This window comes from Pseudomonas sp. MS01C9 (genome assembly GCF_058202755.1).
In genome coordinates this window covers 4272398-4298613 of record NZ_CM177073.1, presented here as the reverse complement: position 1 = coordinate 4298613, position 26216 = coordinate 4272398, and the positions used below count along the sequence as shown (strand labels likewise).

Below are 26216 nucleotides of genomic sequence, written 5' to 3'. Positions count from 1 at the left end.
CAACAACCTCTAGCGGCGTGCAGACCGGTTGGCCGGCATCAGGCTCAAACCAGGTTCAACGCCGTCAGCAACATGTCGATTGCCTTGATGCCTACGAAGGGCACCACGATCCCACCCAGGCCGTAGATCAACAGGTTGCGCCGCAGCAGCGCCGCGGCACTGGCCGCCTGCACCCGCACGCCTCGCAGCGCCAGGGGAATCAGCACCACGATGATCAGCGCGTTGAAGACAATGGCCGAGACAATCGCGCTTTGCGGACTGTTCAGGTGCATCACGTTCAGCACACCCAGCTGTGGATAAATCGAAGCGAACAACGCCGGCAGGATCGCGAAATACTTGGCGATGTCATTGGCAATGGAAAAGGTGGTCAGCGCTCCGCGGGTCACCAGCAATTCCTTGCCGATCTGCACCACATCCAGCAACTTGGTCGGGTCACTGTCGAGGTCGACCATGTTGGCCGCTTCCCGCGCCGCCTGGGTGCCGTCATTCATCGCCATGCCGACATCGGCCTGGGCCAGGGCCGGCGCATCGTTGGCGCCGTCGCCGCACATGGCGACCAATCGACCGTCGTTCTGCTCGTGACGGATACGCGCCAGCTTCTTCTCCGGGGTGGCTTCGGCCAGCACGTCATCGACACCGGCCTCGGCGGCGATCGCAGCGGCCGTCAGCGGGTTGTCGCCGGTGACCATCACGGTACGGATACCCAGCTTGCGCAGCTCGGCAAAGCGTTCGCGAATGCCAGGCTTGACCACATCCTTGAGGTGGATGGCCCCCAGCAGCCGCCCATCGACACACACCAACAACGGGGTGCCGCCACTCTGGGCGATCTTGTCGATCTCCCGGGCCAGCACCGTGGGCAATTCGCTGCGTGGCAGGCCGACGAATTCCAGCAGGGAATCGACGGCCCCCTTGCGATACTTGCGCCCTTGATAATCGACACCGGACAAGCGGGTCTCAGCGCTGAAGGGGACGGCTGTCAGCAGTTCGACGGCGGGCTCGGGCTGTGGATGCAGGCCGCGCAGGTACTCGACGATAGACTTGCCCTCGGCGGTTTCGTCGGCCAGCGAGGCAAACAGCGCGCCTTCGGCCAGCTCCTTGGCGCTGACGCCCGGAGTGGCATATACCGCGGCACAACGACGATTGCCGAACGTAATGGTGCCGGTCTTGTCCAGCATCAGCACATGGACGTCCCCTGCCGCTTCCACCGCGCGACCGGACTTGGCGATAACGTTCAGGCGCACCAGCCGGTCCATGCCGGCGATGCCAATGGCCGACAGCAATCCGCCGATGGTGGTGGGAATCAGCGTGACCAACAGCGCCACCAGAAACACCAGCGGCAGGCTGCCGTTGGCGAAATGAGCGAACGGCTGCAACGTCACGACCACCAGCAGGAAGATCAGGGTCAGGCCGATCAGCAAGATATCCAACGCCACTTCGTTGGGCGTCTTCTGGCGTTTGGCGCCCTCCACCAGGGCGATCATGCGGTCCAGGGTGGATTCACCGGGGTTGCTGGTGATTCGCACCAGCAACCAGTCGGAAACCAGGCGAGTGTTGCCCGTGACGGCCGAGCGGTCCCCACCGGATTCACGAATGACCGGTGCCGACTCCCCCGTGATGGCGGCCTCGTTGACCGCGGCGATCCCTTCGATCACCTCGCCATCGCCCGGAATCATCTCGCCCGCCTCGACGCGCACCACATCGCCCTTGCGCAAGCCACTGGCGGGAATCACTTCAAAGCCAGCGGCAACCTGACGACGAGCACTCAGGCCCTCGCTACCGGCCTTGAGGCTGTCGGCCCGGGCCTTGCCACGTCCTTCGGCCAAGGCTTCGGCGAAGTTGGCGAACAGCACGGTGAACCACAGCCAGAGCGCGATCTGCGCCGCCACGAAGACCGGCACGACACTGTCGGGAATGAAGCACAGCACGGTGGTGAAGACTGCGGTCAGCTCCACCACCAGCATGACCGGGGCCCGATACAATTGCCGCGGGTCGAGCTTGACGAAGGCTTGCTTCAGCGCAGGCCGCCACAGTGTAGCGACCGAAGTCTTCGGTGATTGGGTGGCCTTGGTGGCGACCGTTTCGGTTGCAGGCATATTCATCATCGGTTCCTCAGAAGCCCATGCTCAGGTGTTCGGCAATCGGGCCCAGGGCCAGGGTCGGCAGGAAGCTCAGGCCGCCTACCAGCAGGATGGTCACGGTCAACAGGGTCACGAACAGCGGCCCGTGGGTGGGGAAGCTGTTCTGCCCGACCGGCGCGGTCTTCTTGAGCGCCAGGCTGCCAGCCAACGCCAGTACCGGCAGGATGTAGCCGAAACGACCAATCAACATGCCCAGGCCCAGCATCAGGTTGTGAAACGGCGTATTGGCGCCGAAACCGGCGAATGCCGAACCGTTGTTCGCCCCTGCCGAGGTATAGGCGTACAGCAATTGGCTGAAACCGTGGGCGCCAGGGTTGCTCACTGCGGCTGATGGTCCCGGCAGGCTCGCGGCGACAGCACCGAGCACCAGGACACTGACGGGCATGACCAGCAAGGTCACCACCAGCAACTGCACTTCCCTGGCACCGAGTTTCTTGCCCAGGTATTCAGGCGTCCGACCGATCATCAGGCCTGCCAGGAACACCGCGATCAGCACGTTCAACAGCATCCCGTAGAGTCCGGCACCCACGCCGCCGAAGATCACCTCTCCCACCATCATGTTCACCAGCGCGACCATGCCGCTGAGAGGGTTGAGGCTGTCATGCATGGCATTGACCGAGCCGTTGGAGGCCGCCGTGGTGGTCACCGACCACAGCACCGTCGCGGTGGTGCCCAAGCGCGCCTCCTTGCCCTCCTGTGGCGCGACCTGCTCCACGGCGGCGTCAGCCAGTGCCGGGTTGGGCTGGTATTCAGCCCACAGCGAGGTAGCACCGCCCATCAGGAACAGCACGAGCATGCAGGCGATGATCGCCCGGCTCTGACGCAGGTCCTTGACGTAGTGGCCGAAGGTAAACACCAGCGCGGCGGGGATCAGGATGATCGACGCGACTTCGAACAGGTTGCTCCAGGCCGTCGGGTTTTCGAACGGATGCGCCGAGTTGACACCAAAGAACCCGCCACCGTTGGTACCAAGTTGCTTGATCGCGATCTGGCTGGCCGCCGGCCCCAGGGGGATCACCTGGTCCGCGCCCTGCACCGTCACGGCGTGGACGTAATGCGCGAAGGTCTGCGGCACGCCCTGCCATACCAGGAACAAGGCCAGTAACAGACACAACGGCAAGAGCCCGTAGAGAGTGGCACGGGTCATGTCGACCCAGAAATTACCCAGCGTCGAGGCGGACCGGCGCCCGATGCCACGACACAGTGCCACCAGCACCGCCAGGCCGGTGGCGGCGCTGACGAAATTTTGCACGGTCAGGCCGGCCATCTGGCTCAAATAGCTCAGGGATGCCTCGCCGCTGTAGGACTGCCAATTGGTATTGGTCATGAAGCTGACGGCCGTGTTGAAGGCCTGGGTCCACTCCATGCCGGGCAATTGCTCGGGGTTGAGGGGCAGGTAACCCTGTAGCAGCAGGATCGCGAACAGCAACACGAACCCCGCCAGGTTGAAGGCAAGCAAGGCCAGGGTGTATTTCTGCCAGCTCTGCTCGGTGCCGGGGTCGACTCCGGCCAGGCGATAACAGCCGCGCTCTACCGGGCCGAGAACGGGTGACAGCCAGGTCCGCTGCCCCTCCATCACTCGATAGTAGAACCGCCCCAGGAACGGTGCCGGAATCAGCACCAGCGCGAAAAAGGCAAGCATCAATCCGTAGTCATAACCGTGCATGGCTGCTCCTAGCTCCGATCTGCGCGCAACAGCGCAACCAGCAGATAAATGAACAGCGCCACTGCCAGGAGCAGTGACACCCCGTCCAGAACACTCATGGGATTTCTCCGTGTTACGGCGTCGTGCCGTGATGGAGTCATTGTCTGCAGGGTGGCTGTAAAGGAACGAGATCGAGGGTGGGGTTGGGGGATAAAGAATTTGTAAAGATCGGGACTTGTGGAGAGTCATGGAGCGCGTTCGTAACCAGGCTTGCCATACGTGGGGACCCCGAACCTGCCCGCGAAGAGGTCCGCCCAGGCACCGACGCTCCTAACTGGGGCACAAAAACAGGTAATCCGGCGGCCAACATCCCCGATACGACACGATTTCCCTCATTACGACCGGCCGAACCATACTGGCACGCCCACTGCACTGCCCCATCCCAGCGCTTTTGCTACTGATCGAGGGGGAGCCACCGATGAACACACAACTCAAACCCACCCTGGGCACCCTGCATCTATGGGGCATTGCCGTCGGGCTGGTGATTTCGGGCGAGTATTTTGGCTGGAGCTATGGCTGGGGCGTCGCCGGTACACTGGGTTTCCTGGTGACCTCATTCATGGTCGCGGCCATGTACACCTGTTTCATCTTCAGTTTCACCGAACTGACCACCGCCATCCCCCATGCTGGCGGTCCGTTCGCCTACAGCCGCCGGGCCTTCGGCGAGAAAGGCGGCCTGATCGCCGGGCTGGCGACGCTGATCGAGTTCGTCTTCGCGCCACCGGCCATCGCCCTGGCCATCGGCGCCTACCTGAACGTGCAATTCCCGGCCCTGGACCCGAAGCATGCGGCGGTCGGCGCCTATATCGTCTTCATGATTCTGAACATTCTCGGGGTAAAACTGGCGGCCACCTTCGAGCTGATCGTCTGTGTCCTGGCGGTAGCTGAACTGCTGGTCTTCATGGGCGTCGTGGCGCCAGCGTTCAGCTTCAGCAATTTCGCCCTGAACGGCTGGGCCGGTTCGGATGTGTTCGGGGCGCCGGCCATTGCCGGTATATTCGCCGCAATCCCCTTCGCCATCTGGTTCTTCCTGGCGATCGAAGGCGCCGCCATGGCCGCCGAAGAAGCCAAGGATCCAAAACGGACAATTCCCAAGGCCTACATCAGCGGCATCCTGACCCTGGTGTTCCTGGCCATGGGCGTGATGTTCTTCGCCGGTGGCGTGGGGGACTGGCGCACCCTGTCGAACATCAACGACCCACTGCCCCAGGCAATGAAAGCCGTGGTCGGCGATAACTCCGGCTGGTTGCACATGCTGGTGTGGATTGGCCTGTTCGGCCTGGTGGCGAGCTTCCACGGCATCATCCTGGGCTACTCGCGCCAGTTCTTCGCCCTGGCCCGGGCCGGTTACCTGCCCACCTCCCTTGCCCGGCTGTCCCGCTTCCAGACACCGCACCGAGCCATCATCGTCGGAGGTGTGATCGGCATCGCAGCCATCTACAGCGACGGCCTGATCAATCTCGGCGGCATGAGCCTGACCGCGGCAATGATCACGATGGCCGTGTTCGGCGCCATCGTCATGTACATCATGAGCATGCTCAGCCTGTTCAAGCTACGCAAAACCGAACCCAACCTGGAGCGTACTTTCCGCGCACCGGGCTATCCGATCGTGCCGGGGATCGCCCTGGTGCTGGCGGTGGTATGCCTGGTGGCGATGGCCTGGTTCAACATGCTGATCGGCTTGATCTTCGTCGGCTTCATGGCAGTGGGCTTCGTCTATTTCATCCTCACGGCGCAACTGCGCGCCGATGCGCCGGCCGATGCAATGCTGACCGGGCTATGAAAGCGAAACAGGCATAACGGGCGTAGTATGGAACCACTGCGAACAGCCTTCGCTCATAAGTGGTAGGACATTGGCCGGCGAATACTCGTTTGGCCACTGCCCCTCAAGGAGAATCCTATGCCCTGGTATGCCTGGTTGATCCTGATCGTGGCAATCGGCTCGATCGTTGGCGGCCTGATGCTGCTGCGCGACACTGCCAACAAAGTCGAGTTGACCGATGAGCAACGCAAGCGCGTTGCCGAGCGCAATGCGCAAATGGATGCGAAAGAAGCCAAGGACCGTTGAATCCGAAATGAATAGAGCCTCTGTGGCGGGGATTTATCCCCTCACCACAGAGGGCAGTGCATTGCCGCGCCTGTCGTGTTACTTCTCCCAATCCGCCTTGGCAATCTGCAAGCCATGCAACCCTTTGTATGCCGCCCGCTCAGGTTGGCTCCAGCCCTCCAGCAAAGAATCCTCCAACCGATAGATCTCAACCCCCAGTGGACGACAGACGCCAAGGGGATCCTGCGCATCCGGCCCCCACATCGCCACGGACAAATCCCCACCAGGGCACGTCGATAAGGCACATAGCAGATCGATCTCGGCGAAGAACTCCAGGTAATCGCCCTGCCGCGCCGGGCAGGCCTTCATGAAATACATGTCGTCATGGTTGAGTCCGGTGCACTGGAAAATATTCAGCACGTCGTGCACGTCAAACTCGGTCAATCCATAGGGCAACACCGCACGGGTCAGGTTCGAGTGGCAATGGTGATGGAAGTCCTCGCCTGTGAGCATTTTGTTCACGTACGGATCACAGCGCGTCCCCAGCAGATCATGCAGCCGTCCACCATGCTCGTCGATGCCATAAGCGGCCAGGCTGTCATCGGTGATGGTCACCAAAGGACGCAGGAATGGCAGGTTCGACCACAGCCGGTCATGGGTACTGACATGAGCGCCCTGCAACTGACGGGTACGTGCCGCCCACAGGCGCTCCCGTGGATCATGAGCGTTCCAGACGTTGAAGTCCCCTACCTGCGGCCCCACCGGCGTAGTGACCCGGAACACGTGCCCCGCCGGGACGTGCCAGGCTCGACCGGTACGGATTGGCACCTCGAACTGTTCGATCAGGGTGCGTTTGTCCTGCTGAGCGCGGATACGGTCGTAGAAGGGCTTGTCCACTTGCAGGGCTGAGCCTTTGCTGACCTGATAGGCGGCTGGATAGTCTTTGTACATGACAGGAGTCCTTGATCAGTTCTTTGAGGTGGAAGACAGCAGGTGCAAGAGCATCTGCTCGGAGTCGTCCAGGTAGACGCTCATCGCTTCATGTGCCCCATGCTTGTTGCCTTCCGCCAGCCAGTCATGGATCTGCCGGTCGCGGGCCAGCCAAGGTGCCTGGAAGCGCGGCTCATCGGGGGCGCAGAAGAACGCCAGGCGCAATTGCGCAACCACGTTGGTAAAAAAATCATCAAGCAAGGGGCTGCCCAACAACCCAACGATGTGCTGGTGAAATGCTAGGCTGTGCGTACCGACCGCCCGCCAGTCTTCGCGCTCCCGGGCCAGCTCGGCGGCGTCAAGCGCGTCGAGCATCCGGTCGGACCGATACGTGGCAAGTGGCTGGCTGTTCATGATCGCCTGGAGCTCCAGGGTGCGCCGAACCTTGAAGAGGTCCCGCACATCGTCACTGTCCAACCTGCGAACCATCACACCCTTGTTGCGCACGTAACGGGCCAGCCCTTCCTGCCCCAGGCGATGCAACGCTTCACGAATGGTATTGCGCGACGCGCTGTAGGCGGACACCAGGTCGTTCTCCACCAACGCCATGCCGGGCAACAAGCCACCGCCGATGATATCGGCGCGCAGCTCGAGGGTGATCTGGTCGGCCAGGGAAAGACCAATGTTCATATTCGGAGCCTCAGGATTGTTCAACAATCGGTTGCAAATGAGTAATCACAATCCATGCCAGGCAATCGTGTACCCGCCACAGTGGAAGCAGCTACTCATCGTTGCCTCGTCTTCCAGACGCAAAAAGGCCAGTCATATGACTGGCCTCTCTTCTACCTCACTTCAGTTCACGTCCAGCTTTTCGCGATTTCTGTCCAGAATCGCCTTGCCAATCCCCTTGACTTCCAACAACTCTTCAACCGAGGAAAAGGCTCCATTCGTTTCCCTGTATGCAACAATTGCCTTGGCCTTGGCCTCGCCTATACCCGCCAGCTCACGTTGCAGCGTAGCAGCGTCCGCCTCGTTGAGATTCACTTTGGCGCCTTCCGGCCTGGTCGATACCTGTGTGACCTGCGGCGCTGCCGTTGTCTCGGGCTTGACCGCTGGCGCAGCGATTGCGGCAATAGAGGCGCTGGTCAGCAGGGCAAAAACCAGGGAATAGAAATAGCCTGTACGCATAAGTGACGCTCCATGACATCGTTAAGAGAGAAGCAGCTTTTCCGAAGCTGCTTCTCAAACTTAGGCGATGATAGGGTGGTGTCAAAAGCGTGTACGTTACAGCGTGTGTAACAATCAGGGTTCGAGGCGACGCTGCTGATAGATCCAGTCGACAATCTCTCCGTCCGGCGCGTAGCCACTGACGGTATCGCGAAGCAACTGGCGGACCCTGGCGTAATCATCCTGTTCGATCGCTGCCAGCAGTTCGGCCAGCCTGGCCTTGAGCACATCCCAGGGCAGGTAATCCTCGTTGGCGCTCATGATCATCGGATGTTGGGTGGCAACCACGTTGTCACCTATCAACAACTCTTCATACAGCTTCTCGCCAGGGCGAAGACCGGTGAATTCGATGGAAATGTCTCCGTGGGGATTTTTCTCCGAACGAATGCTCAAGCCAGACAGATGGATCATTTTCTCCGCCAACTGGACGATTCTTACCGGCTCCCCCATGTCCAGAACAAACACATCGCCCCCCAGCCCCATGGAGCCTGCCTGGATCACCAATTGCGCAGCCTCGGGAATGGTCATGAAATAACGCGTGATCTTCGGGTGAGTAACGGTCAACGGTCCGCCGGACTTGATTTGTTTATGGAACAGAGGAATCACCGAACCGGACGAGCCCAGCACATTGCCGAACCGAACCATGGTGAAACGGGTTTTATTAACCCTCGAGACATTGGCCTTATCGCCGAACAACACTGGCGCCAATTCACGACTGAGGGCCTGCAGAGTCAGCTCAGCAAGCCGCTTGGTACTACCCATCACGTTGGTGGGCCGTACTGCCTTGTCCGTCGAAATCAATACGAAGTTCGATACCCCAGCCTGCAGCGCTGCTTGCGCCGTATTAAGCGTACCCATGACGTTGTTGAGCACACCTTCGGCAATGTTGTGCTCGACCATGGGGACATGTTTATAAGCCGCGGCGTGATAGACCGTATCGACATTCCAGGTCTTCATCACATCCAGTAACTTGCCCTGATCCCGGACCGAACCCAGGATGGGTAACAGGCGAACGGATAGAGACTCACGTGTGATCCGTGGTTCCAACTCAGACAGAATACTGTACAGGTTGAATTCGCTATGTTCATACAACAATAACGTTGTGGGCTTGAGTGCCAGGATCTGCCGGCACAACTCCGAGCCGATCGATCCGCCCGCTCCGGTCACCAATACCGACTGCCCTGTAATACAGTGCTCGAGCAAGTCAGGTTGGGCGGGGACCGCATCTCGCCCCAGAAGGTCAGCGATGTCCACCTCCTGGATGTCGTCGACCTTGACCCGGCCACTGGCCAGGTCCATGAATCCCGGAACACTGCGTACATGCAGCGGGAACTGTTCGAGCAACGCCAGTATTTCCCGACGACGCCCGCGGGATGAAGACGGGATAGCCAGCAAAATCTCCTGGGCACCGGTGGTATCGATCATCTTCTGGATATTCTTCGGTTCGTAGACCTGCAATCCGGCGATTACTCGGTCGGCAATACTGCTGTCATCGTCAATGAATGCAACCGGTCGCATGACACGTCCCATGCGCAAGGCGGCCACGAGTTGATTACCGGCGGCACCTGCACCATAGATTGCTACTCTGGGCAGGCCATCTGCGCGGTTGGTAAAGGGGACATGCTGCGCGGCGGAGAACCAGTCCCCCAGGAAATACTGCCGCATCATCAGACGCAGGCCGCCAATCATGATCAGGCTGAGCCACCAATAATTGAAAATGATGGAGCGCGGTACCACGGTCTTGTGGTTGCTGTACCAATACACCACAAGAGCCAACAATAATGCCGAAAGGCTGACGGCCTTGCAGATAGTGATCAGCGCGTCGTTACCGAAATAACGCATGACAGCACGGTACATGCCAAAGCGGATGAAAATCGGAATGGCAACCAGCGGTGCGGAGCCGAATAGCCACAAATGCGTTTCAATCGGGCTGGCCAATGCCTCGATACCGAGCCGAACGACGAACGCCAACCAAAGAGCGAGCCAGACAAGGACGATGTCTGTCGCCACCTGGATCGCCCGCTTATGGCGCCTTGGCAATCCGAGCAAGGTTATTCTTAGCTTATCCATGAACCCCTTACCCAACTTGGGCTACTCCCGTCGCGAATGCGCTCGCATAGAACGTATAGGCGCCGTGCATCATCGATAAAACGTTCATCAGAAACGTACCCGTACCAGTACCAGAAAATAGACCCGATCCAGCGCTCCGGCTTGTTCAGCAGTCCTTATGCTTTGGTATCAAGCGACGCTGTTGGAATATCCAATCGACAATTTCTCCCTCAGGGGTATAACCGCTGACCACTTCACGCAAAAGCATGCGGACTCGTGAATATTCGTCCCTGTCAACGGCAGCCATCAGTTCGTCCAACTTTATCTTGAGTTGCTCCCAAGGCAGATGGTCCTCATTGGCACTCATGATCATCGGATGCGGGGTCGCGACTACATTATCCCCGATCAGCAACTCCTCATAGAGTTTTTCACCTGGCCGCAGTCCGGTAAATTCGATCGCGATATCACCGTGCGGATTTTTTTCAGAGCGTACACTCAAGCCGGACAGAAGAACCATCTTCTGCGCCAACTCGGCGATCTTCACCGGCTCGCCCATGTCCAATACGAATACGTCCCCTCCTCTCCCCATCGAGCCCGCTTGAATCACCAACTGGGCGGCCTCCGGGATGGTCATGAAATAGCGTGTAATATTGGGGTGGGTAACGGTGATGGGCCCGCCGGACTTGATCTGCAAGCGGAAGCGCGGGATAACCGAGCCTGACGATCCCAGCACGTTACCGAAGCGCACCATGACGAAACGGGTTTTATTGACCCGTGCGACATTCCCGCTGTCGCCGAACAGCACCGGGGCAACCTCCTGACTCAGGGCCTGCAAGACCATTTCCGCCAAACGCTTGGTACTGCCCATGACATTGGTCGGGCGCACGGCCTTGTCCGTGGAAATGAGCACGAAATTTTCAACCTGAGCCTTCAACGCTGCTTGTGCGGTATTTAACGTACCGATGACATTGTTGAACAGGCCTTCGGCGATGTTGTGCTCGACCAGAGGCACATGCTTGTAGGCTGCGGCGTGATATACCGTCTCGACCTTCCAGGAAATCATCGTGTCGAACAATTTATTCGCGTTGCGCACGGATCCCAGGATTGGCAATACATTTACAGAGATCGATTGTCGGGCAATGGTATCTTCCAGTTCGCTCAAGACACTGTAAAGGTTGAACTCACTGTGGTCGAATAGTAACAATGTGGAAGGCTCCAGGGCGAGGATCTGGCGGCAGAGCTCGGAACCGATCGACCCACCCGCGCCCGTGACCAGAACTACCTTGCCCTGAATACAGCGCGACAGCAGGGCAGGTTGTGCAGGGACCGCATCCCGTCCCAGCAAGTCCGCGATGTCGACCTCCTGGATGTCGTCGACTTTCACACGACCGCTGGCCAGGTCCATGAAACCCGGAACACTGCGTACGTGCAGCGGATAACCTTCGAGATACCCCAGGATCTCACGTCGCCGCGCACGGCTCGCCGAAGGAACGGCTAACAGCACCTCCTGGGCCCCGGTGAGTTCAATCATCTTCTGAATATGTTTGGGCTTGAACACCTGCAAGCCGGCAATCATGCGATTCGCGATACCGACATCGTCATCAATGAATGCCACCGGTTGCATGTCTCGCCCAATGCGCAAGGCAGCCACCAACTGATTACCAGCGGCACCGGCACCATAGACCGCTACCTTGGTAAGACCGGTGGTACGGTTTACAAAAGGCACGTGATGGGCGGGGATGAACCAATCGCCCATGAAGTACTGGCGCATGAACAGTCGCAGGCCGCCGATCATCACCAGGCTGAGCCACCAGTAATTGAAAATGACCGAACGTGGCACGGGTGCCATGTAGGAAGCCCCCCAATACACCACGAGCGCCAATACAAGCGCGCTCAGGCTGACCGCCTTGATGATCGCGACCAGGGCATCGTTGCCCAGGTAACGCATGACTGCCCGATACATCCCGAATCGTACGAACAAGGGAATGGCAATCAACGAAGCGCTGACCAGTAGCCATGGATGATGGACGAATGGATTGACCATGTCGTCAAAGCCAAGGCGCACCACGAATGCCAACCACAAAGCGAGCCAGACCAACAGCACATCGGCCACAACCTGCAGCAGGCGCTTCTGCCGACGTGGCAGCTTCAGCAATGCGACGCGAAGTCTATCCATGAATGTTTCCAACACCTGTCCTTCCTATCCCTTCTCATGAAGACTGCACGGCTACAGCCTTCCCTTACCATTATCTGCTTCTCTACTTGAGGATTCAGGCACTCTCCAATTGACCGGCCTTGAACTTGAAGGCCAACAACACCAGCGGCACGTAAGCCAGCAACAGGCCTGTCAGCCCATCGAGCTTCACCATCACGACGCACCACGCCACGGGGAACAACCACAGCACGTTGATTGCAGCCACTGCCAGCGTGACCGGACGATGGCGACCGTAGTGGCGCGAGGCAAACTGATAAGCATGGCTGCGGTGTGCCTCGTAGACCTTGTCACCCCGTAAGAACCGACGAATCAGCGTGACCGTCGCATCGACGATAAACACCCCTAACAGAATCAGCCAAGCCCAAAACAAGGCTGGTGAAACCCAGGCCGCTTGCAGCGACATGATCCCAAGCGCAATACCCAGGAAGCCACTGCCTGCATCCCCCATGAAAATTTTTGCCGGTGGAAAATTCCAGAACAGAAAACCCAGTACCGCAGCAGCCAGTATCAACGGGGGCCAGATCAGGTCGGTGAAACCCGACAAAACGTAGAGCACGCTCGCTCCGACACAGGCCAGCACCGCCTCTATACTGGCGATACCGTCAATGCCGTCCATGAAGTTATACAGGTTGAGAAGCCAGACTAAATAAAAAGCAGCGAGAACATGTCCAACCCAGGAGAGGTCGAAGCGGACGCCAAACAGGTCCAAGGGCGCCAGCCCCTCAAGCCATACCAGCGCCCAAGCAGCCGCGCTGAAATGCCCAAGCAATCGCCAACGTGCGGCAATGTGACCATGATCGTCCATGAATCCCACGATAGCGACCAACGCACCGCTCCCCCCCAACGCCACCAGATAGTCGAGCGACACCAGACCCAGTTGTCCCAGCAATGGCAATGTCACCAGGAACGCAACCACGATCGCCACGCCCCCTCCCCTTGGGGTCGGGATGCTATGTGAGCTGCGTGCGTTGGGTATATCGATGATGCTGCGTGCCAAGGCATAGCGACGAAGGCCAGCCGTCATGAGCAGCGAAGCCATCGCGACAGAGAAAAACAACCAGAAGTACATCATTTCGCTTGATTCATCCTGAAGTGCCGTGCGGTCCTGGCCAAGGCGTCATCGACACTCACGGGTGGGATCCAACTCAAAAGTGTCCGGGTTTTCTCAATATCGACTTGCAATGAACCACACAGGCGCTGAGACAGCGCTTTTTTACCTAACAGGCTGGCTCCACGCTCGAGCATCCAGCTTGGGACCGGTATCAATCGGGCCGACTTGCCCAGTGCACAAGCCATCCGACTGAGCAACGCAGTTGTCGACAAGTCTTCACCATCACTGACCAGGAACGTTTGGTTCGCCGCCGCCGGATGGTCGATGCATGTGACAATCAGGTCCACCAGATTATCGATACTTACCAGGCTGCGCCGGTTATCAATGGCACCGAATGGCAATGGCACACCTTTGTCCAGCCAACGCATCATGCTCAGGAAGTTCGCCTTCACCCCCGGGCCATACACCAGAACAGGCCGGATGATAACCACTTCCATTCCTGTCGCTTGCGCAAGCTGGCGCAGACCTTCCTCGGCCTCCTGCTTGGAGACGCCATACGGGTCGGCCGGGGCAGGCAGATCGTCCGCATGATAAGGGCGGCCGTGCGAAGTGCCTTCCCCATTGACCTTGATGGAACTGATGAAAATAAAGCGGCGGACACCGGCTTGCGCCGCCTGCCGCGCAAAGTTGAGCGTGCCCACGACGTTAACCTGCCGAAAAGCAGCCAGTGGATCGGCTTCCTTGTCATTCATCACATGCACACGCGCCGCACAATGTATGACGGTATCCACATTGGTCAGGTGCGATAGCCATTGGGTCTGCGGAGAAAATGCCTCGATCCGTATGGTGTTTACCGGCGCCGGTAAACGCCTGTCACCACGAACCACCGCAATCACCGACTTCTCGGGCTCCGTGTGCAGGCGCTCGAGCAATGCACCGCCGACAAACCCGCTCGCTCCGGTCATAAGAATACAGTGCTGCATCAGCGGTCTACCTTCCGTAGCGTGGCGTTTCTGAAGATGTCTTCCAAGCGCGCCAGTAAACGCTGCTTGGAGTAGTGCTGGAGGTAATAGTTGCGGCCCCTCTCACCCATCACCTTGAGCTGAATGGGCGACGTTTCGGCTAGGGCTTTAGTGATGCGGGCCAGCCCCTCTGCGTCACCGGATGCGCATGTGAAACCCGCACCCGACTCATTGATGACGCGTGCGGCTTCACCATTGATCATGCCCAGCAGAGGTCTGCCAGAAGCCAGGTAGGCCTGGACCTTGCCCGGAATGGTCTTTTCAAATACATCGTTGGTTTTTAATGAGACCAACAACGCATCGGCGTTGGCGAACAGCGCAGGCATGGCTTCCAGTGGATGTCTGCCCAAAAGCAGTACGTTATCCAGGCCGCGTGCGCTGACCTGTTGTCCCAGCCACTCACTCATTCGACCATCCCCCACGATGGCCCAACGCACAGCTACTTTCCCACGCAGTCGTTCAGCCGCGTCCAGCACGGCAGGGAAATCCTGGGCTTCGCCCAGATTCCCAGCAAACACCACCGTAAATACCGACTCGTCACGTGCAAGTATCCCGGTCGAGAGAGCCGCCGTCGTCGAGAAATCGTCTTCAGCCCAACTGGGGAAATAGACCAGACGTTCCAGACCTATAGGCCGCGTACAGTAGCCTTTGACGTTTTCAAGGAAGCCATTGGATTGCAGTAGCAAATAGTCTGCGCGGTTGTAGATCCACGACACCATTCGTCCCACCAGAGCCAATAACGCCGGCTTTTTCAATACGCCCACCGCCCGCAGCGTTTCAGGCCATAGGTCCAAAACCCAGATGAACACCGGAGCTTTCTTCAGGCGACCGATGACCAAGGCAGGAATCGCCGCCATGATGGGGGACACGGCGTAGACAAATACGGCATCAAAAGCACGACCCCGCAGTGCATAGGTGCCGACGGTCGAAGCGCTGGTAAAAAAACTGAGGTAGTTGATGATCAACTGGATGCTGCGCTTTCCACGCGGGATCATGGGAACCCTGACAATGCTCGCACCATGGTAGTCGTCGAACTGATGCGGTGCGGACTTGTAGGCTTCAAATACCTTCCCTTCCGGATAATTGGGTACCCCGGTGAGCACCGTGACCGAATGCCCTTTTTCGGTGAAATCACGAACAAGATCGTTGATCCGCATGTTTTCCGGCCAAAAATACTGCGTAACAACCAGGATGTTCAGCTTACTCTCAGACATATTCACAACTCGACTCAATACCGCTTCCAGACGACACGGTTCACGTAGTCGGTGTAACTGTGAACGATCCTGGCAACCTTTTCAGAAACGTTGGGCATGCTGTAGTCCGCCACCAGACGCAGACTGCGCTCGGTACCTGACAGCTGTGTCTGGAGAATATTCAGCCCCTGTAGAACACGCTCGACCTCCAGGCCCACCATCATCACTACCGCTTCCTCCATTCCTTCAGGCCGCTCATGAGCTTCACGCAGGTTTAAGGCAGGAAAATTAAGAATGGACGCTTCTTCGTTGATGGTGCCACTATCGGATAGAACGGCATGGGATTCGAGTTGCAGCTTGTTGTAGTCCATAAAGCCCAGGGGCTTGAGCAGTCGAACGTTCTCATGGAAGACGATACCCATTGCATCCACGCGTTTCTGAGTACGCGGATGGGTAGAAACAATCACGGGCTGGTCGAACGTGATGGCAATGGTATTGAGTACCTTGACCATCTTGAGGAAGTTCTTATCCGAGTCGACGTTCTCTTCCCGGTGTGCGCTGACCACAAAGAACTTGCCCGCTTCCAGGCCAAGCCGTTCCAAGACGTCTGACGCCACGATGCGGTCACGGTAATGGTTGAGCACCTCGAACATCGGGCTGCCCGTCTTGATCACACGATCGGCAGGTAACCCCTCGCCCAGCAAATAATCACGAGCGATGGTGCTGTAGGTCAGGTTGATATCTGCTGTGTGATCGACGATGCGCCGATTGATTTCCTCGGGAACACGCATGTCAAAACAGCGGTTCCCGGCTTCCATGTGGAAAGTAGGGATTTTGCGGCGCTTGGCAGGAATGACCGCCATGCAACTATTGGTATCGCCCAGGACCAGCAAAGCCTCCGGCTGGATAGTCGCCAACACCCGATCCACCGCGATGATCACATTACCGATGGTTTCGGCACCGGTACTTCCAGCGGCATTCAGGAAGTGATCGGGCTTGCGAATGCCCAAGTCCTGGAAAAAAATCTCGTTCAGTTCATAGTCGTAGTTCTGTCCTGTATGCACCAATACGTGTTCACAGTACTTATCCAACGCAGCCATGACCCGGGACAAACGGATGATTTCCGGACGAGTTCCTACGACGGTGACGATTTTCAGTTTTTTCACTGCAGTGTTCATTACTAATCCTTCAGGCCTGGGTGCCAACAGCCATGGTGTAGGTATCTGGCCGTTCACGATCAAATATCTCGTTGGCCCACAGCATTACGATCATTTCGGTTTCACCAATGTTGGTGATGTCATGCGTCCAGCCTGGCACCGTCTCGACCACTCGTGGGGTATCGCCGTCCGTGTAGAGTTCATAGAACTCACCGCTGACGATATGCCGGAAACGGAAGCAGGCACGGCCCTTGATAACCAGAAATTTTTCGGTTTTGCTGTGATGGTAATGCCCTCCCCGCGTAATACCTGGATGGGCAGTGAAATAGGAAAATTGACCCGCATCCGGAGTTTTGAGCATTTCGACGAATACGCCCCGCGCATCACCATGCTTGGGCAATTCGTAGGTGAATACTTCAGGGGGAAAGTAACTTAGATACGTCGAGTATAACGCACGGACCAAACCAGTCCCGACCCGTTCGGTCACCATGGTTTCCCGGCTGCGCTTGAACGCCTGCAATTGTTCCGCCAGCGCTCCGACCGTAGTGTCGTAGACCGGCTGGACATCCAGATAAGGGCCCTGAGCGGCATTGCCATCCATTACGTCGATGAAGCTTTTGATCACATCGTCGATATACACTAACTGCAAGGGGGCGAGTGGGTTATTGACGGTAATCGGCAAGTCACGAACGATGTTATGGCAGAACGTCGCTACAGCCGAGTTGTAGTCAGGCCGAGCCCATTTTCCGAAAACGTTGGGCAAACGATAGAGATAGACCGGTGAGCCTCGCTGTTCTGAAAGTTCAAGCAGTGCGCGCTCTGCCTCTCGCTTGCTCGCTCCATAGGGATTGTCCACCTCGGCTTGTATGGACGAGGTGTAGATCACGGGAATCGACCGACCGGTGGTTTTGATTGCCGCGCACAATGTTGCGGTCAGGCCGCTATTACCTTCGCTGAACTCCTCGACACGCTGCGGTCGATTGACGCCGGCCAGATGAAAAACGAAGTCCACGCCGTCCAGCATCGACGCCAAGTTACACGCGGCTTGCTCGCGACCAAATCGGACTACCTGAACATCTCGACGCTCCTGCAGGTGTGCAACAAGATTCTTGCCGACGAAGCCGTTGGCGCCCGTAATAAGGACCTTCATAGGCTCACTCCTCTGGAGTGGCATGCTCGCCACGCTGGATGGCCCGCATGAATTCCAACTTCAACAACAACTTCTGCATGCCCTCAACGTCGAGGCGCTCAGTGTTATGCGAGTTGTAATCCTCAGTATGGGAAATTTTTTCCTCACCTTGCTCCACGAACTTGCTGTAGTTCAAGTCACGCAAGTCCGGCGGGACACGGAAATAGGCGCCCATGTCTTCCGCACAGGCCATTTCCTCACGACTGAGCAACGCTTCATAAAGCTTTTCGCCATGGCGTGTGCCAATGATCTGGATCGGGTGATCGGGCAGGCCGAGCATGGCCGTCAATGCCTGCGCCAGGGTCTCCACCGTAGCTGCAGGCGCTTTCTGTACAAAAAGATCGCCATTGTTGCCATGTTCGAAGGCATAGAGCACCAGGTCCACCGCATCGGACAAGGTCATCATGAACCGAGTCATGTTCGGGTCGGTGATCGACAATGACTTCCCTTCACGAATCTGCTCGACGAACAGAGGGATGACCGACCCCCGAGAAGCCATGACGTTGCCATAGCGTGTGCCGCAGATAACCGTCTTGCTCTCATCGACGTTACGCGACTTGGCGACCATGACCTTTTCCATCATAGCCTTGGAAATGCCCATCGCATTGATGGGGTAGACAGCCTTGTCGGTACTCAGGCAAACCACCCGCCGGACATCATTTTGAATAGCAGCCTCGAGCACGTTATCAGTGCCGATAACGTTGGTTTTGACCGCTTCCATGGGGTGGAACTCGCAGGACGGAACCTGTTTGAGGGCTGCGGCATGGAAAATATAGTCAACACCGCGAGTGGCATTCAGCACGCTTTGGTAATCACGCACATCACCGATGTAAAACTTCAGCTTGGCGTTACTGTAACGCTTGCGCATGTCGTCCTGTTTTTTTTCATCGCGGCTGAAAATGCGTATCTCCGCGATGTCGGTATCCAGGAAACGCTTGAGCACTGCATTACCGAAAGAACCAGTACCGCCGGTAATAAGAAGTTTCTTGCCGTTGAACATATGACCTGACCCTTGCCGCGAACCCGGAGAACTACCGAGCTCGTAGAGCTGAATAAATAATTTCGTTTTTCTGCTGAGCACTCGGATAGCTGATCAGCACAGCCCGGTATGCGCCCTTGAACACAAAGAAGCTGCCCGCCGCCACGCCGACTACGCCACAAGCTGCCACGACGTCGCGCATGTCCTCAAGCGAACCGCCGCCACCCAGGATGGTAATGGGGATGCGTAAGGTCTCCCGAAGCTTAACGGCAAGCTCAACATTGTAGCCTTTCATCCTGCCGTCGTTTTCAATGGAATTAAGCACGATTTCTCCGGCTCCGAGTCTTTCAAACTCTTGAGCCGCTTCAAGAACGCTGCGCTTGGTGTTCCGCGTGCCGTTGTGTGTCCAGACCTCCTGCTGTTTACTCAACAGGCGGGCTTTATGGTCCAGGACCACTACAACGCTTTGGCTACCGATCTCTTCAGCGATCTGACCGATCAACTGAGGGGTTTCAAACGCTGCCGAGCTGATGGCGACCTTCTCAACGCCCAACGCGATGATGTCCTTGGCTTGCTGCGCGGTACGAATGCCCCCGCCATAGCACAACGGCATGCGGCACTCCGCTGCCAATTTGGCAATCTGAGCGTAATTAGGCTCGACAGCGTTCACCGTGGCGTCGATGTCGATCACGATCAATTCGTCGGCCTCTTTCTCGTTGAAGATTTTCACCGCGTTGATCGGGTCCCCAACGTACTTGGGATCCTTGAACTTCACTGTCTTCACCAGCCCGCCGTCTTGAATCAGCAAGCAAGGAATGATCCTGGGTCTCAACATGTCATAGTTCCGCGAAGTTTTTCAGTAGTCCGACGCCGAAATGGTGGCTCTTTTCAGGGTGAAACTGGACGCCATAAACGTTTTCAGCGCGCACGGCGCAGCTGAACGCTAAACCGTAGGAAGATGTAGCCTCGCTGTGCCGAGCCTCTTCGCATTCAAAAAAGAACGAATGCAGGAAATAAAAACGCGCATCGTTCTCAAAACCGCTGAATAACGCGGAGTTCCCAGCCGGACTGACATCGTTCCAGCCCATGTGCGGCAGAGGTAACTCGGTCAGGCCCGGAACAGACTTGAATGATCGAACGCAACCGGGCACCCAGCCAAGGCCAGGCAGGGAGCCCTCGTCACTACTGTTCGCCAGTATTTGCATGCCTACGCAGACACCCAGTACCGGGACTTTGTGTCCCAAGACCAATTCTTCTAGCGCGGGACGCATGCCCGAGGCACCAAGCCGTTGAACGGCGTGGTCGAACGCGCCGACCCCAGGAAGGATCAACTTGGTCGCACCGTCCAATTGCGCAGTTGTCTGAGCGACGGTAACGGGGATGTGCAAACGTCGATAAACGTTCACGAAAGCCTGGATATTTCCGAGACCATAGTCAATGATGGTAATCATCTGAACAGCCGTTTTTCCAATCCGATTGCACTGAGTATCCGGGCACCTATTCCGATCAGGAAGCGCTTGTTTTTGTAATCACGGTAGGTTTTATTTTCGCCCTCGAAAATGCGCTGAAGTTCAGGTACAGTCAAGTCTAACTTGTGCGCAACATATTCAAACTCAGACGTCAGAAAATTTTCATCCAGTTCCGGCTTGGCGATGCGCTCCAGGGCGGACTCGCGAGTCATCTGTCCGGTCATGATGAGACTGGAGAAATGAGCACGACGCTTTTCATATCCAAACTTGCGCGGCATCCAGTAATCTTCATAGAAACGTGTGAATCTGGATTCATGATGCTTGTGTTGAAAACGCTTCCAGCCAAACAAGCGCTCCAGCGTATTTTCCGCATCGCTCTTTATATAAGGCAATAAATTTAACGGGCGCACAACCTGCATACCCAAGACATATCGATAATATAATTTGTAGGATAGTATATCGACGAGAGGGAACGTCTTGAGCTTGCGAGTCCCAAATTTACCGTGGATATCATTGATCAGTATTTTGTCGATACCGGGGTAGCCTCCCCATTCCTCCGGTTCGCGGCAACATTCCGTAGAGTAGTTGGCGCCTGTCAGTACGTACTTTATTTTGTTGGCTTTTGCAAACCGGTAAAGCCCCGAAAAAAAAGCTGCGTCTTGCGGGATATCCTGATCCGGGATTTGCGCTTTTAGGAAAGCCACTTGCAAACTCTTCATTTCTTCCCAGTTGACAACGTCGGTGTATAGCTCCAAGCCAAGACCGTCAACCAGCTTTTCAATATTTCCCACCGCCTGGTCAGTATTCCAGCCTGCGTCAACATGAAACAGGAGGGGTCGCAACCCCATGATTTCCTTGGCGACATAGCACAAATAAGAACTGTCAAGACCACCACTAAGGCCTATGATACAGTCGAAATCACGACCAACGCCGTCAGCTTTAATTTTATCAGCCAACGCCTCAAGCTCAGCTTGGCCACGAGCATCAGTGTACCAACTAGGCTTGATAACGTTCTCAAAATTATTGCAATACTCGCAAACACCCTGCTCATCAAATTTTATATTAGGATCACTCGTATCCATAATACATCTAGAGCAAATTTTGTATTCTCCAGCGTAGCTCATCCCCCCCCCCTCCCACTCAACACTACTTCGCTGACTGCAGCTTATTGGTTATTTTAGACAAAACCGATTCGTATTCCTCGGGCTGAATAGCCAACGGGTGCAAAATCGCACCTATTCCGCTCCCCTCATACTCAGCGACCAAGGTAGAAGGGTAGGATATTAGCAAATCGACCCTGGGAAAGAAATCAGCCTGCTCGATCATATGCCAGCCCCTCGCCCTAACCTCCTTGCTCGGAGATACCGTCGGGTGCGGCTTGTAAAAAAAGTCAATAGAGGAATCCGACATTATTCGGTCATACAGAAACAAGTGAAAATTTTCACATATAGCATGTCCGACAATCAGCACGCTGAAACCCGAAGACACAGGAGTCAATGAAATTTTGGGTTTGAAACATTCAATATCAAGATCACGCTTGAGATTGCCGCAGAATATAATATATTTGCGAAATACCTCGGCAGATGCCTCATTGTAAACATATAGCTTATCCACACTCCTCAACCGGGTGGGAATTTTTACTGAGAAAGTGGCCTCCATACTTGTTGAAGACAACCCTACAAGGGAACCATGCTGAACAATTATCAGACCTGACTGTGCCTTATTTTCAGCGACCAGACGATCAATGAGAACAGCCCATCGATCGTAATGATCAGTTATGACAAATTTATGCGAAGGTATTTTTTCAATTGCCAAATAAAATACAATCCACTTGAATGCAGTGTAACTTTGTAGCCTCCAGACTTTAAACGCAGCCTTATGCCCCATTCGACTGGAAATAAAAAAGGAAAGTCTTAACGCCTGAACGCAATCCCACCAGGTCAGAAGAGACGAATAATCCAAAACTGTTAATTCTGGATTCGCCACTAGTCCGTCACTGCCAGGCCCCTTAACCAGACAACTGGAATGATTTAACGCATCAACCGACTCGAGCACACTCAAAGCCCGCGGAGAAAAAGCTAGCGCAACAGGCTTGTCCGAAGGCAAACTCAAGAACCTTAAATCAAACTTTTCCTTCCCGATCAATAACCTTAAGAAGTCAAATAGAAACCAACATTTATCGAGCCCCATGCGCCACAGCAAGGTTACGACCTGAATAAAAATTCGAGCGAAGAAAGAACTTGACCGTATGAAACTTAAAAATTTTGCGGGACGAGGCGCATACGCCAGCTTACTTGGATCGCACGCGCACAGCGAATAAACACTCTCATCAACAGCTATTTCATTTTTTGTAGCGGCGAGATAATGGGCAAGCAACCTCAATCGTTTGCGAATTTTATTATCCATTATATATTCCCCCTTGACTCTCCGAAAAAAATGCCTCTCTCAGGCAAAAAACATCTGATCACGGGCAGAAATTCAGTGCATTCTCAAAAATCAGTACAAACGAGGCAATATAAAATCATCGCCACCGTCCAGAATACCTCATAAAGATACATAACATATCGAAGAAACCAGACACCCAATTTCGTTGCAATGAAAACACATGACAACTTTAACTTGCCTCATGGAAAGCCCTGCTAGGCTTTAGCACCACAACCTTCCTTCTTAATCAAGCGAAAGCCAAAACCATAAGCCAAAGATTTCCATAGAAATATCATCGCAAAAGCATTACACATACCCCAGAGCACGGCCGAGACCCCATCAACGTTTGCCATGCGCATCGAAAAATAAGATACGAGAAAAACCACAAACCCACCGACTTGACTAAAAAATATATGCGAGTCCTTATGAAGCGCATAGAGCCCCACATGGGGAATCATGCTGAAGGCATATAGAGCCATAGCCAAAATCAACCACTTCAAAATATAGAAATACTCAACATAAACAACGTTATCCAACCATAGCGCCATACCCCACCCAAAAAAGTAACAGGCAACAGACAAAAACAAGGTAAAGCCAATTACGTTAAAACTAAGTCCACGCATACTGATCGAGAATTGATGATAATCGCTAGACTTGGCGAAAAGAATAAGCTTCGGATAAAAAAACACTATTACGGCCGCATCTAAAAACGAAAGAACAGCTGTCGCCATACCTATGTACAAAACATACGCACCCAAGACATCCAGACCAGCCACCCGCTCTATCCAGTAACGGTCAATTGTAAAAATGCCACGAATACAAAGGCTGGCGATCAGCAACGGCCATACCAACCTTAGCCCTTTTTTTATCCACAGCCAATTCACCGGCTTGAAAAAAGAACGGCTGCTGTATGATCTCAAACCCCAGAAACCCATAAACAGCGCTAACACGCATCCCGAAAACCAGAGCGCAAAGACAAAGTTCAAATTTCGCGAAGTGGGCGATAGAAACATGACCAGTATGGCAAGCAGCCCCCAGACACCACTGCGGACAAACAGGACTGCACTGGCCAGCATCTGCTGCGAAACAGCAACCAAAACTCTGTTCAGCTCTTGAGCCAGATGCTCAACGACCAATAGAAAACCAAACCAATAAATATACTTTATCGAGATAAATCCACTCGAAAAGAAAAAAACTATCAGCGGAAAAACAAGAACATACGCCAGGGCATAAAGCACTACTTGATCTTTAAGATAGCCAAATAAAAGATCTGGATCGGAACCTATTATCTCCCGCGTAGAATAATTGTAAAACTCAAATCCAACCAGATAAATTGCATATCCAATAGTAGCCGCTACCAGGCCGTAGACACCGACATCTTTAGCGTCAAGGTACTTAGCCATAAAAAAAATAAGGGCAAATTTACTAACGAGCGTAGCCGCCCTTAAATTTAAATTGATAATACGCTTAACTTTCTCGCGCCCCACCAACGTCAGCATTCTATTTAACAACCGAGTCAATGCTCCCAAACAAAAAATCCGCTGCCTTGGACAGGAGAATAATGCAAACTGGATTCTCCCGCCGTGAGGTAGTGTCATATACTACGAATTAATACACCACATGCCTCGGCATTAGGCGTCTAGTTCCTTGTTCAGATTTTCATCATGGACGAACATTTCCGCCATTTTAAAATCATAGATATCATCCACATCGACAGCGCGCATCCGCGGGATCACAACAGATTTCAACCGACCACCAAACAGTCCTGTTGACGCTTTGATGTAAGAAGGCCGCGTTACATAAGCAACTCCGGTCATATCATAGACAGCCGGAGCATCCTGCCTCCGAGTAATGGTGCCATCTCCACATACCAGTTTACTTAACCCAGCATCATCCCGAATCAACATTGCAAAATACGGGTTGGTTGCCGCCGGAGTCACAGTCACAACAACATCAGCGTCTTTGATTGAATCCAGGCATTTGCGTACATCATCGGCATTTCGCAATGGACTGGTAGCAGGGAGGCTCAAAAAAATATCAAAAGGATCACCGCGCTGCTCTAAAGTTTCGATCGCATGCTGCCAGGATTTCCACTCGGCCGATGTATCCGCCGCCAATTCTTCTGGTCGTTCAATAACCTCTGCGCCGTACTGTTTCGCAATGGCAGCTATCTGGGGACAATCCGTTGATACAAATATTTTCTCTATACTTTCTACCTGCTTGGCCACATTGATTGAATAGGCCAGCAAAGGCTGACCTGCCAAGTTTCTAATATTCTTACCAGGCAGGCCCTTAGAGCCACCTCTTGCAAATATAAAAGCGTACGTTTTCATGAACCCCCCAGTGACAAAAAATCAGACAAGCAGAAAACTACAAACTTAAAAATTCACTTTGAGCACGCTGGAAGTCCTCCATACGACCTATATCAAGCCAATACTCATGCACAGGAAACATATTCACATTTCGATTGAGCTCAATCTCTCGTTCCAATAGCGTAGGCATATCAATGCGCTCACCAGCCGGAACGCTTTTCACCAGCTCTGGTGACAGCAAATAGATACCAGCGTTGATGAAAAAGTGCTGGACCGGTTTCTCGACCATCGAGATTATTCTGTGCCCTTCGCTCTGAATAACGCCATAAGGGACGCGATATTCAAACTCTCTTACACACATAGTGGCAACGCCATTGTGCGTTTCATGAAATTCCAACAGGTTCAGGAAATTCAAGGTAGTCAACAAATCTCCGTTCATCATGAACAATGGCATATCTATCTCATCGTGAGGAAGAAGTCCTAGTGCCCCCCCCGTGCCCAGGGGGGCCTCTTCATGAATATAAGTAATGCTGACACCCCATTGACTACCGTTGCCAAAATAGTCTCGGATCATCTCCGGCATGTAATGAGTGGAAATATAAAACCGATGAAAACCAGAGCTGATGAAGCGCTCTAAGATCAGTTCCAAAATTGGCTTATCCCCAACCTTGAGCAAAGGCTTGGGACAGTTATGAGTCAGCGGTCTCAATCGAGTTCCAAAACCACCAGCCATGAGAAACACAGGATTATCACGGCGCGGCTTATCAAGAAGATCATGCAAGGTCTCAAGGCCAATCACCTTGCCCTGATCATCCAAGATCGGAAGTTGAAGAAGTTTATATTGCTCCATTATGGAAAGGATACGCGCCTTCGTCCAACCCATCCGAGCAGTTTTCGGCGACAAGCACATGATATCCTTGATAGGACCGTTGAGCGGCAGTTTTTTCAGTAGCGCCCGGCGTATATCTCCGTCAGTCACTGTACCTAAGAGATTTTGTTGGTCATCTACCACCAGTACTATACGCATCGCAACGCGATCCAGCGTAGCGATAGCCTCTTCCATAGCGATGTCTGGACTAACAAGCGTTAACTGCCACTGTTTCATTCTT

23 protein-coding genes are annotated in these 26216 nt (G+C 54.8%); 2 read left to right on the top strand and 21 right to left on the bottom strand.

The window, feature by feature from the left end:
* Positions 1 to 44: 44 nt before the first annotated feature.
* Genes kdpB through kdpF form a run of 3 tightly spaced genes read right to left on the bottom strand, consistent with a single transcriptional unit; the run spans position 45 to position 3902 of the window.
* Positions 45 to 2099: a potassium-transporting ATPase subunit KdpB gene (kdpB, locus tag AC1M7R_RS19585; protein ID WP_072389307.1), complete on the bottom strand. Its 2055-nt coding sequence runs from the start codon at positions 2097 to 2099 to the stop codon at positions 45 to 47.
* Between the two features lie 10 nt (positions 2100 to 2109).
* Entirely contained in the window at positions 2110 to 3804 is a 1695-nt protein-coding gene (kdpA, locus tag AC1M7R_RS19580; RefSeq protein WP_072430300.1) for a potassium-transporting ATPase subunit KdpA, read from the bottom strand.
* A gap of 8 nt (positions 3805 to 3812) precedes the next feature.
* The gene (kdpF, locus tag AC1M7R_RS19575; protein WP_053155116.1) at positions 3813 to 3902 is read right to left on the bottom strand and encodes a K(+)-transporting ATPase subunit F; all 90 of its coding nucleotides are present in this window, start codon (positions 3900 to 3902) and stop codon (positions 3813 to 3815) included.
* Positions 3903 to 4261: 359 nt separating this feature from the next.
* Here kdpF and eat point away from each other — a divergent pair, with 359 nt between their 5' ends.
* Both eat and AC1M7R_RS19565 read left to right on the top strand, forming a co-directional pair.
* Entirely contained in the window at positions 4262 to 5626 is a 1365-nt protein-coding gene (eat, locus tag AC1M7R_RS19570) for an ethanolamine permease (RefSeq protein WP_490609848.1), read from the top strand.
* A gap of 117 nt (positions 5627 to 5743) precedes the next feature.
* Complete coding sequence (locus AC1M7R_RS19565; RefSeq protein ID WP_072389313.1) at positions 5744 to 5911, top strand: DUF2897 family protein; 168 nt, start codon at positions 5744 to 5746, stop codon at positions 5909 to 5911.
* Positions 5912 to 5989: 78 nt separating this feature from the next.
* On the opposite strand, the gene AC1M7R_RS19560 is transcribed toward AC1M7R_RS19565, so the two are convergent.
* The 18 genes from AC1M7R_RS19560 to AC1M7R_RS19475 all read right to left on the bottom strand — a co-directional run bounded on the left by AC1M7R_RS19560 (position 5990) and on the right by AC1M7R_RS19475 (position 26212).
* Entirely contained in the window at positions 5990 to 6841 is an 852-nt protein-coding gene (locus AC1M7R_RS19560; protein WP_490609847.1) for an urea carboxylase-associated family protein, read from the bottom strand.
* Positions 6842 to 6856: 15 nt separating this feature from the next.
* Positions 6857 to 7510 carry a GntR family transcriptional regulator gene (locus AC1M7R_RS19555; protein ID WP_123596409.1) on the bottom strand — a complete coding sequence of 218 codons (654 nt, stop codon included), beginning with the start codon at positions 7508 to 7510 and terminating at the stop codon, positions 6857 to 6859.
* 162 nt (positions 7511 to 7672) lie between these two features.
* On the bottom strand, positions 7673 to 8008 hold the full coding sequence (locus AC1M7R_RS19550; RefSeq protein WP_072389319.1) for a ComEA family DNA-binding protein: 336 nt from the start codon (positions 8006 to 8008) through the stop codon (positions 7673 to 7675).
* A gap of 114 nt (positions 8009 to 8122) precedes the next feature.
* Positions 8123 to 10117, bottom strand: a complete 1995-nt coding sequence (locus AC1M7R_RS19545) for a polysaccharide biosynthesis protein (protein WP_072430563.1) — start codon at positions 10115 to 10117, stop codon at positions 8123 to 8125.
* A 145-nt stretch (positions 10118 to 10262) separates the two neighbouring features.
* Complete coding sequence (locus tag AC1M7R_RS19540; protein WP_490609846.1) at positions 10263 to 12272, bottom strand: polysaccharide biosynthesis protein; 2010 nt, start codon at positions 12270 to 12272, stop codon at positions 10263 to 10265.
* A gap of 94 nt (positions 12273 to 12366) precedes the next feature.
* Positions 12367 to 13383, bottom strand: coding sequence for an MraY family glycosyltransferase (locus AC1M7R_RS19535; RefSeq protein ID WP_072430298.1), 1017 nt, complete (start codon positions 13381 to 13383; stop codon positions 12367 to 12369).
* A complete protein-coding gene (locus AC1M7R_RS19530) occupies positions 13380 to 14345 on the bottom strand; it encodes a UDP-glucose 4-epimerase family protein (RefSeq protein ID WP_490609845.1) in 966 nt (321 codons plus the stop codon). The genes AC1M7R_RS19535 and AC1M7R_RS19530 overlap by 4 nt, the downstream gene beginning before the upstream one ends.
* Positions 14345 to 15598, bottom strand: coding sequence for a glycosyltransferase family 4 protein (locus AC1M7R_RS19525; RefSeq protein WP_490609844.1), 1254 nt, complete (start codon positions 15596 to 15598; stop codon positions 14345 to 14347). The genes AC1M7R_RS19530 and AC1M7R_RS19525 overlap by 1 nt, the downstream gene beginning before the upstream one ends.
* Before the next feature lie 14 nt (positions 15599 to 15612).
* Positions 15613 to 16743, bottom strand: a complete 1131-nt coding sequence (gene wecB, locus AC1M7R_RS19520; protein ID WP_490610488.1) for a non-hydrolyzing UDP-N-acetylglucosamine 2-epimerase — start codon at positions 16741 to 16743, stop codon at positions 15613 to 15615.
* Positions 16744 to 16765: 22 nt separating this feature from the next.
* Positions 16766 to 17884, bottom strand: coding sequence for a UDP-2-acetamido-2,6-beta-L-arabino-hexul-4-ose reductase (gene wbjC, locus AC1M7R_RS19515; RefSeq protein ID WP_072430295.1), 1119 nt, complete (start codon positions 17882 to 17884; stop codon positions 16766 to 16768).
* A gap of 4 nt (positions 17885 to 17888) precedes the next feature.
* On the bottom strand, positions 17889 to 18923 hold the full coding sequence (locus tag AC1M7R_RS19510) for a polysaccharide biosynthesis protein (protein ID WP_072430294.1): 1035 nt from the start codon (positions 18921 to 18923) through the stop codon (positions 17889 to 17891).
* Positions 18924 to 18954: 31 nt separating this feature from the next.
* A complete protein-coding gene (locus AC1M7R_RS19505; protein WP_072430293.1) occupies positions 18955 to 19737 on the bottom strand; it encodes an AglZ/HisF2 family acetamidino modification protein in 783 nt (260 codons plus the stop codon).
* Position 19738: 1 nt separating this feature from the next.
* Positions 19739 to 20353, bottom strand: coding sequence for an imidazole glycerol phosphate synthase subunit HisH (gene hisH, locus AC1M7R_RS19500; protein ID WP_072430292.1), 615 nt, complete (start codon positions 20351 to 20353; stop codon positions 19739 to 19741).
* Complete coding sequence (locus tag AC1M7R_RS19495; RefSeq protein ID WP_490609843.1) at positions 20350 to 21453, bottom strand: N-acetyl sugar amidotransferase; 1104 nt, start codon at positions 21451 to 21453, stop codon at positions 20350 to 20352. Before AC1M7R_RS19495 ends, hisH begins: the two co-directional genes overlap by 4 nt.
* A gap of 64 nt (positions 21454 to 21517) precedes the next feature.
* Positions 21518 to 22777, bottom strand: a complete 1260-nt coding sequence (locus AC1M7R_RS19490; protein WP_490609842.1) for a hypothetical protein — start codon at positions 22775 to 22777, stop codon at positions 21518 to 21520.
* Positions 22778 to 23010: 233 nt separating this feature from the next.
* The gene (locus tag AC1M7R_RS19485; protein ID WP_072430289.1) at positions 23011 to 24294 is read right to left on the bottom strand and encodes an MATE family efflux transporter; all 1284 of its coding nucleotides are present in this window, start codon (positions 24292 to 24294) and stop codon (positions 23011 to 23013) included.
* Between the two features lie 132 nt (positions 24295 to 24426).
* Complete coding sequence (locus tag AC1M7R_RS19480) at positions 24427 to 25128, bottom strand: acylneuraminate cytidylyltransferase family protein (protein ID WP_072430288.1); 702 nt, start codon at positions 25126 to 25128, stop codon at positions 24427 to 24429.
* Between the two features lie 37 nt (positions 25129 to 25165).
* Positions 25166 to 26212 carry a nucleotidyltransferase family protein gene (locus tag AC1M7R_RS19475; RefSeq protein ID WP_072430287.1) on the bottom strand — a complete coding sequence of 349 codons (1047 nt, stop codon included), beginning with the start codon at positions 26210 to 26212 and terminating at the stop codon, positions 25166 to 25168.
* Positions 26213 to 26216 lie beyond the last annotated feature (4 nt).

What these genes read in the sequence shown, in the direction of transcription:
- AC1M7R_RS19510 (WP_072430294.1), bottom strand. Translation starts at nt 18,923, where the DNA reads ATGTTCAACGGCAAGAAACTTCTTATTACCGGCGGTACTGGTTCTTTC.
- AC1M7R_RS19480 (WP_072430288.1), bottom strand. Translation starts at nt 25,128, where the DNA reads ATGAAAACGTACGCTTTTATATTTGCAAGAGGTGGCTCTAAGGGCCTG.
- AC1M7R_RS19535 (WP_072430298.1), bottom strand. Translation starts at nt 13,383, where the DNA reads ATGATGTACTTCTGGTTGTTTTTCTCTGTCGCGATGGCTTCGCTGCTC.
- AC1M7R_RS19530 (WP_490609845.1), bottom strand. Translation starts at nt 14,345, where the DNA reads ATGCAGCACTGTATTCTTATGACCGGAGCGAGCGGGTTTGTCGGCGGT.
- AC1M7R_RS19485 (WP_072430289.1), bottom strand. Translation starts at nt 24,294, where the DNA reads ATGCTGACGTTGGTGGGGCGCGAGAAAGTTAAGCGTATTATCAATTTA.
- AC1M7R_RS19495 (WP_490609843.1), bottom strand. Translation starts at nt 21,453, where the DNA reads ATGGATACGAGTGATCCTAATATAAAATTTGATGAGCAGGGTGTTTGC.
- AC1M7R_RS19540 (WP_490609846.1), bottom strand. Translation starts at nt 12,272, where the DNA reads ATGGATAGACTTCGCGTCGCATTGCTGAAGCTGCCACGTCGGCAGAAG.
- wbjC (WP_072430295.1), bottom strand. Translation starts at nt 17,884, where the DNA reads ATGAAGGTCCTTATTACGGGCGCCAACGGCTTCGTCGGCAAGAATCTT.
- AC1M7R_RS19560 (WP_490609847.1), bottom strand. Translation starts at nt 6,841, where the DNA reads ATGTACAAAGACTATCCAGCCGCCTATCAGGTCAGCAAAGGCTCAGCC.
- AC1M7R_RS19475 (WP_072430287.1), bottom strand. Translation starts at nt 26,212, where the DNA reads ATGAAACAGTGGCAGTTAACGCTTGTTAGTCCAGACATCGCTATGGAA.
- AC1M7R_RS19550 (WP_072389319.1), bottom strand. Translation starts at nt 8,008, where the DNA reads ATGCGTACAGGCTATTTCTATTCCCTGGTTTTTGCCCTGCTGACCAGC.
- eat (WP_490609848.1), top strand. Translation starts at nt 4,262, where the DNA reads ATGAACACACAACTCAAACCCACCCTGGGCACCCTGCATCTATGGGGC.
- AC1M7R_RS19490 (WP_490609842.1), bottom strand. Translation starts at nt 22,777, where the DNA reads ATGGATAATAAAATTCGCAAACGATTGAGGTTGCTTGCCCATTATCTC.
- AC1M7R_RS19525 (WP_490609844.1), bottom strand. Translation starts at nt 15,598, where the DNA reads ATGTCTGAGAGTAAGCTGAACATCCTGGTTGTTACGCAGTATTTTTGG.
- kdpB (WP_072389307.1), bottom strand. Translation starts at nt 2,099, where the DNA reads ATGAATATGCCTGCAACCGAAACGGTCGCCACCAAGGCCACCCAATCA.
- AC1M7R_RS19555 (WP_123596409.1), bottom strand. Translation starts at nt 7,510, where the DNA reads ATGAACATTGGTCTTTCCCTGGCCGACCAGATCACCCTCGAGCTGCGC.
- hisH (WP_072430292.1), bottom strand. Translation starts at nt 20,353, where the DNA reads ATGATTACCATCATTGACTATGGTCTCGGAAATATCCAGGCTTTCGTG.
- kdpF (WP_053155116.1), bottom strand. Translation starts at nt 3,902, where the DNA reads ATGAGTGTTCTGGACGGGGTGTCACTGCTCCTGGCAGTGGCGCTGTTC.
- AC1M7R_RS19505 (WP_072430293.1), bottom strand. Translation starts at nt 19,737, where the DNA reads ATGTTGAGACCCAGGATCATTCCTTGCTTGCTGATTCAAGACGGCGGG.
- kdpA (WP_072430300.1), bottom strand. Translation starts at nt 3,804, where the DNA reads ATGCACGGTTATGACTACGGATTGATGCTTGCCTTTTTCGCGCTGGTG.
- AC1M7R_RS19565 (WP_072389313.1), top strand. Translation starts at nt 5,744, where the DNA reads ATGCCCTGGTATGCCTGGTTGATCCTGATCGTGGCAATCGGCTCGATC.
- AC1M7R_RS19545 (WP_072430563.1), bottom strand. Translation starts at nt 10,117, where the DNA reads ATGGATAAGCTAAGAATAACCTTGCTCGGATTGCCAAGGCGCCATAAG.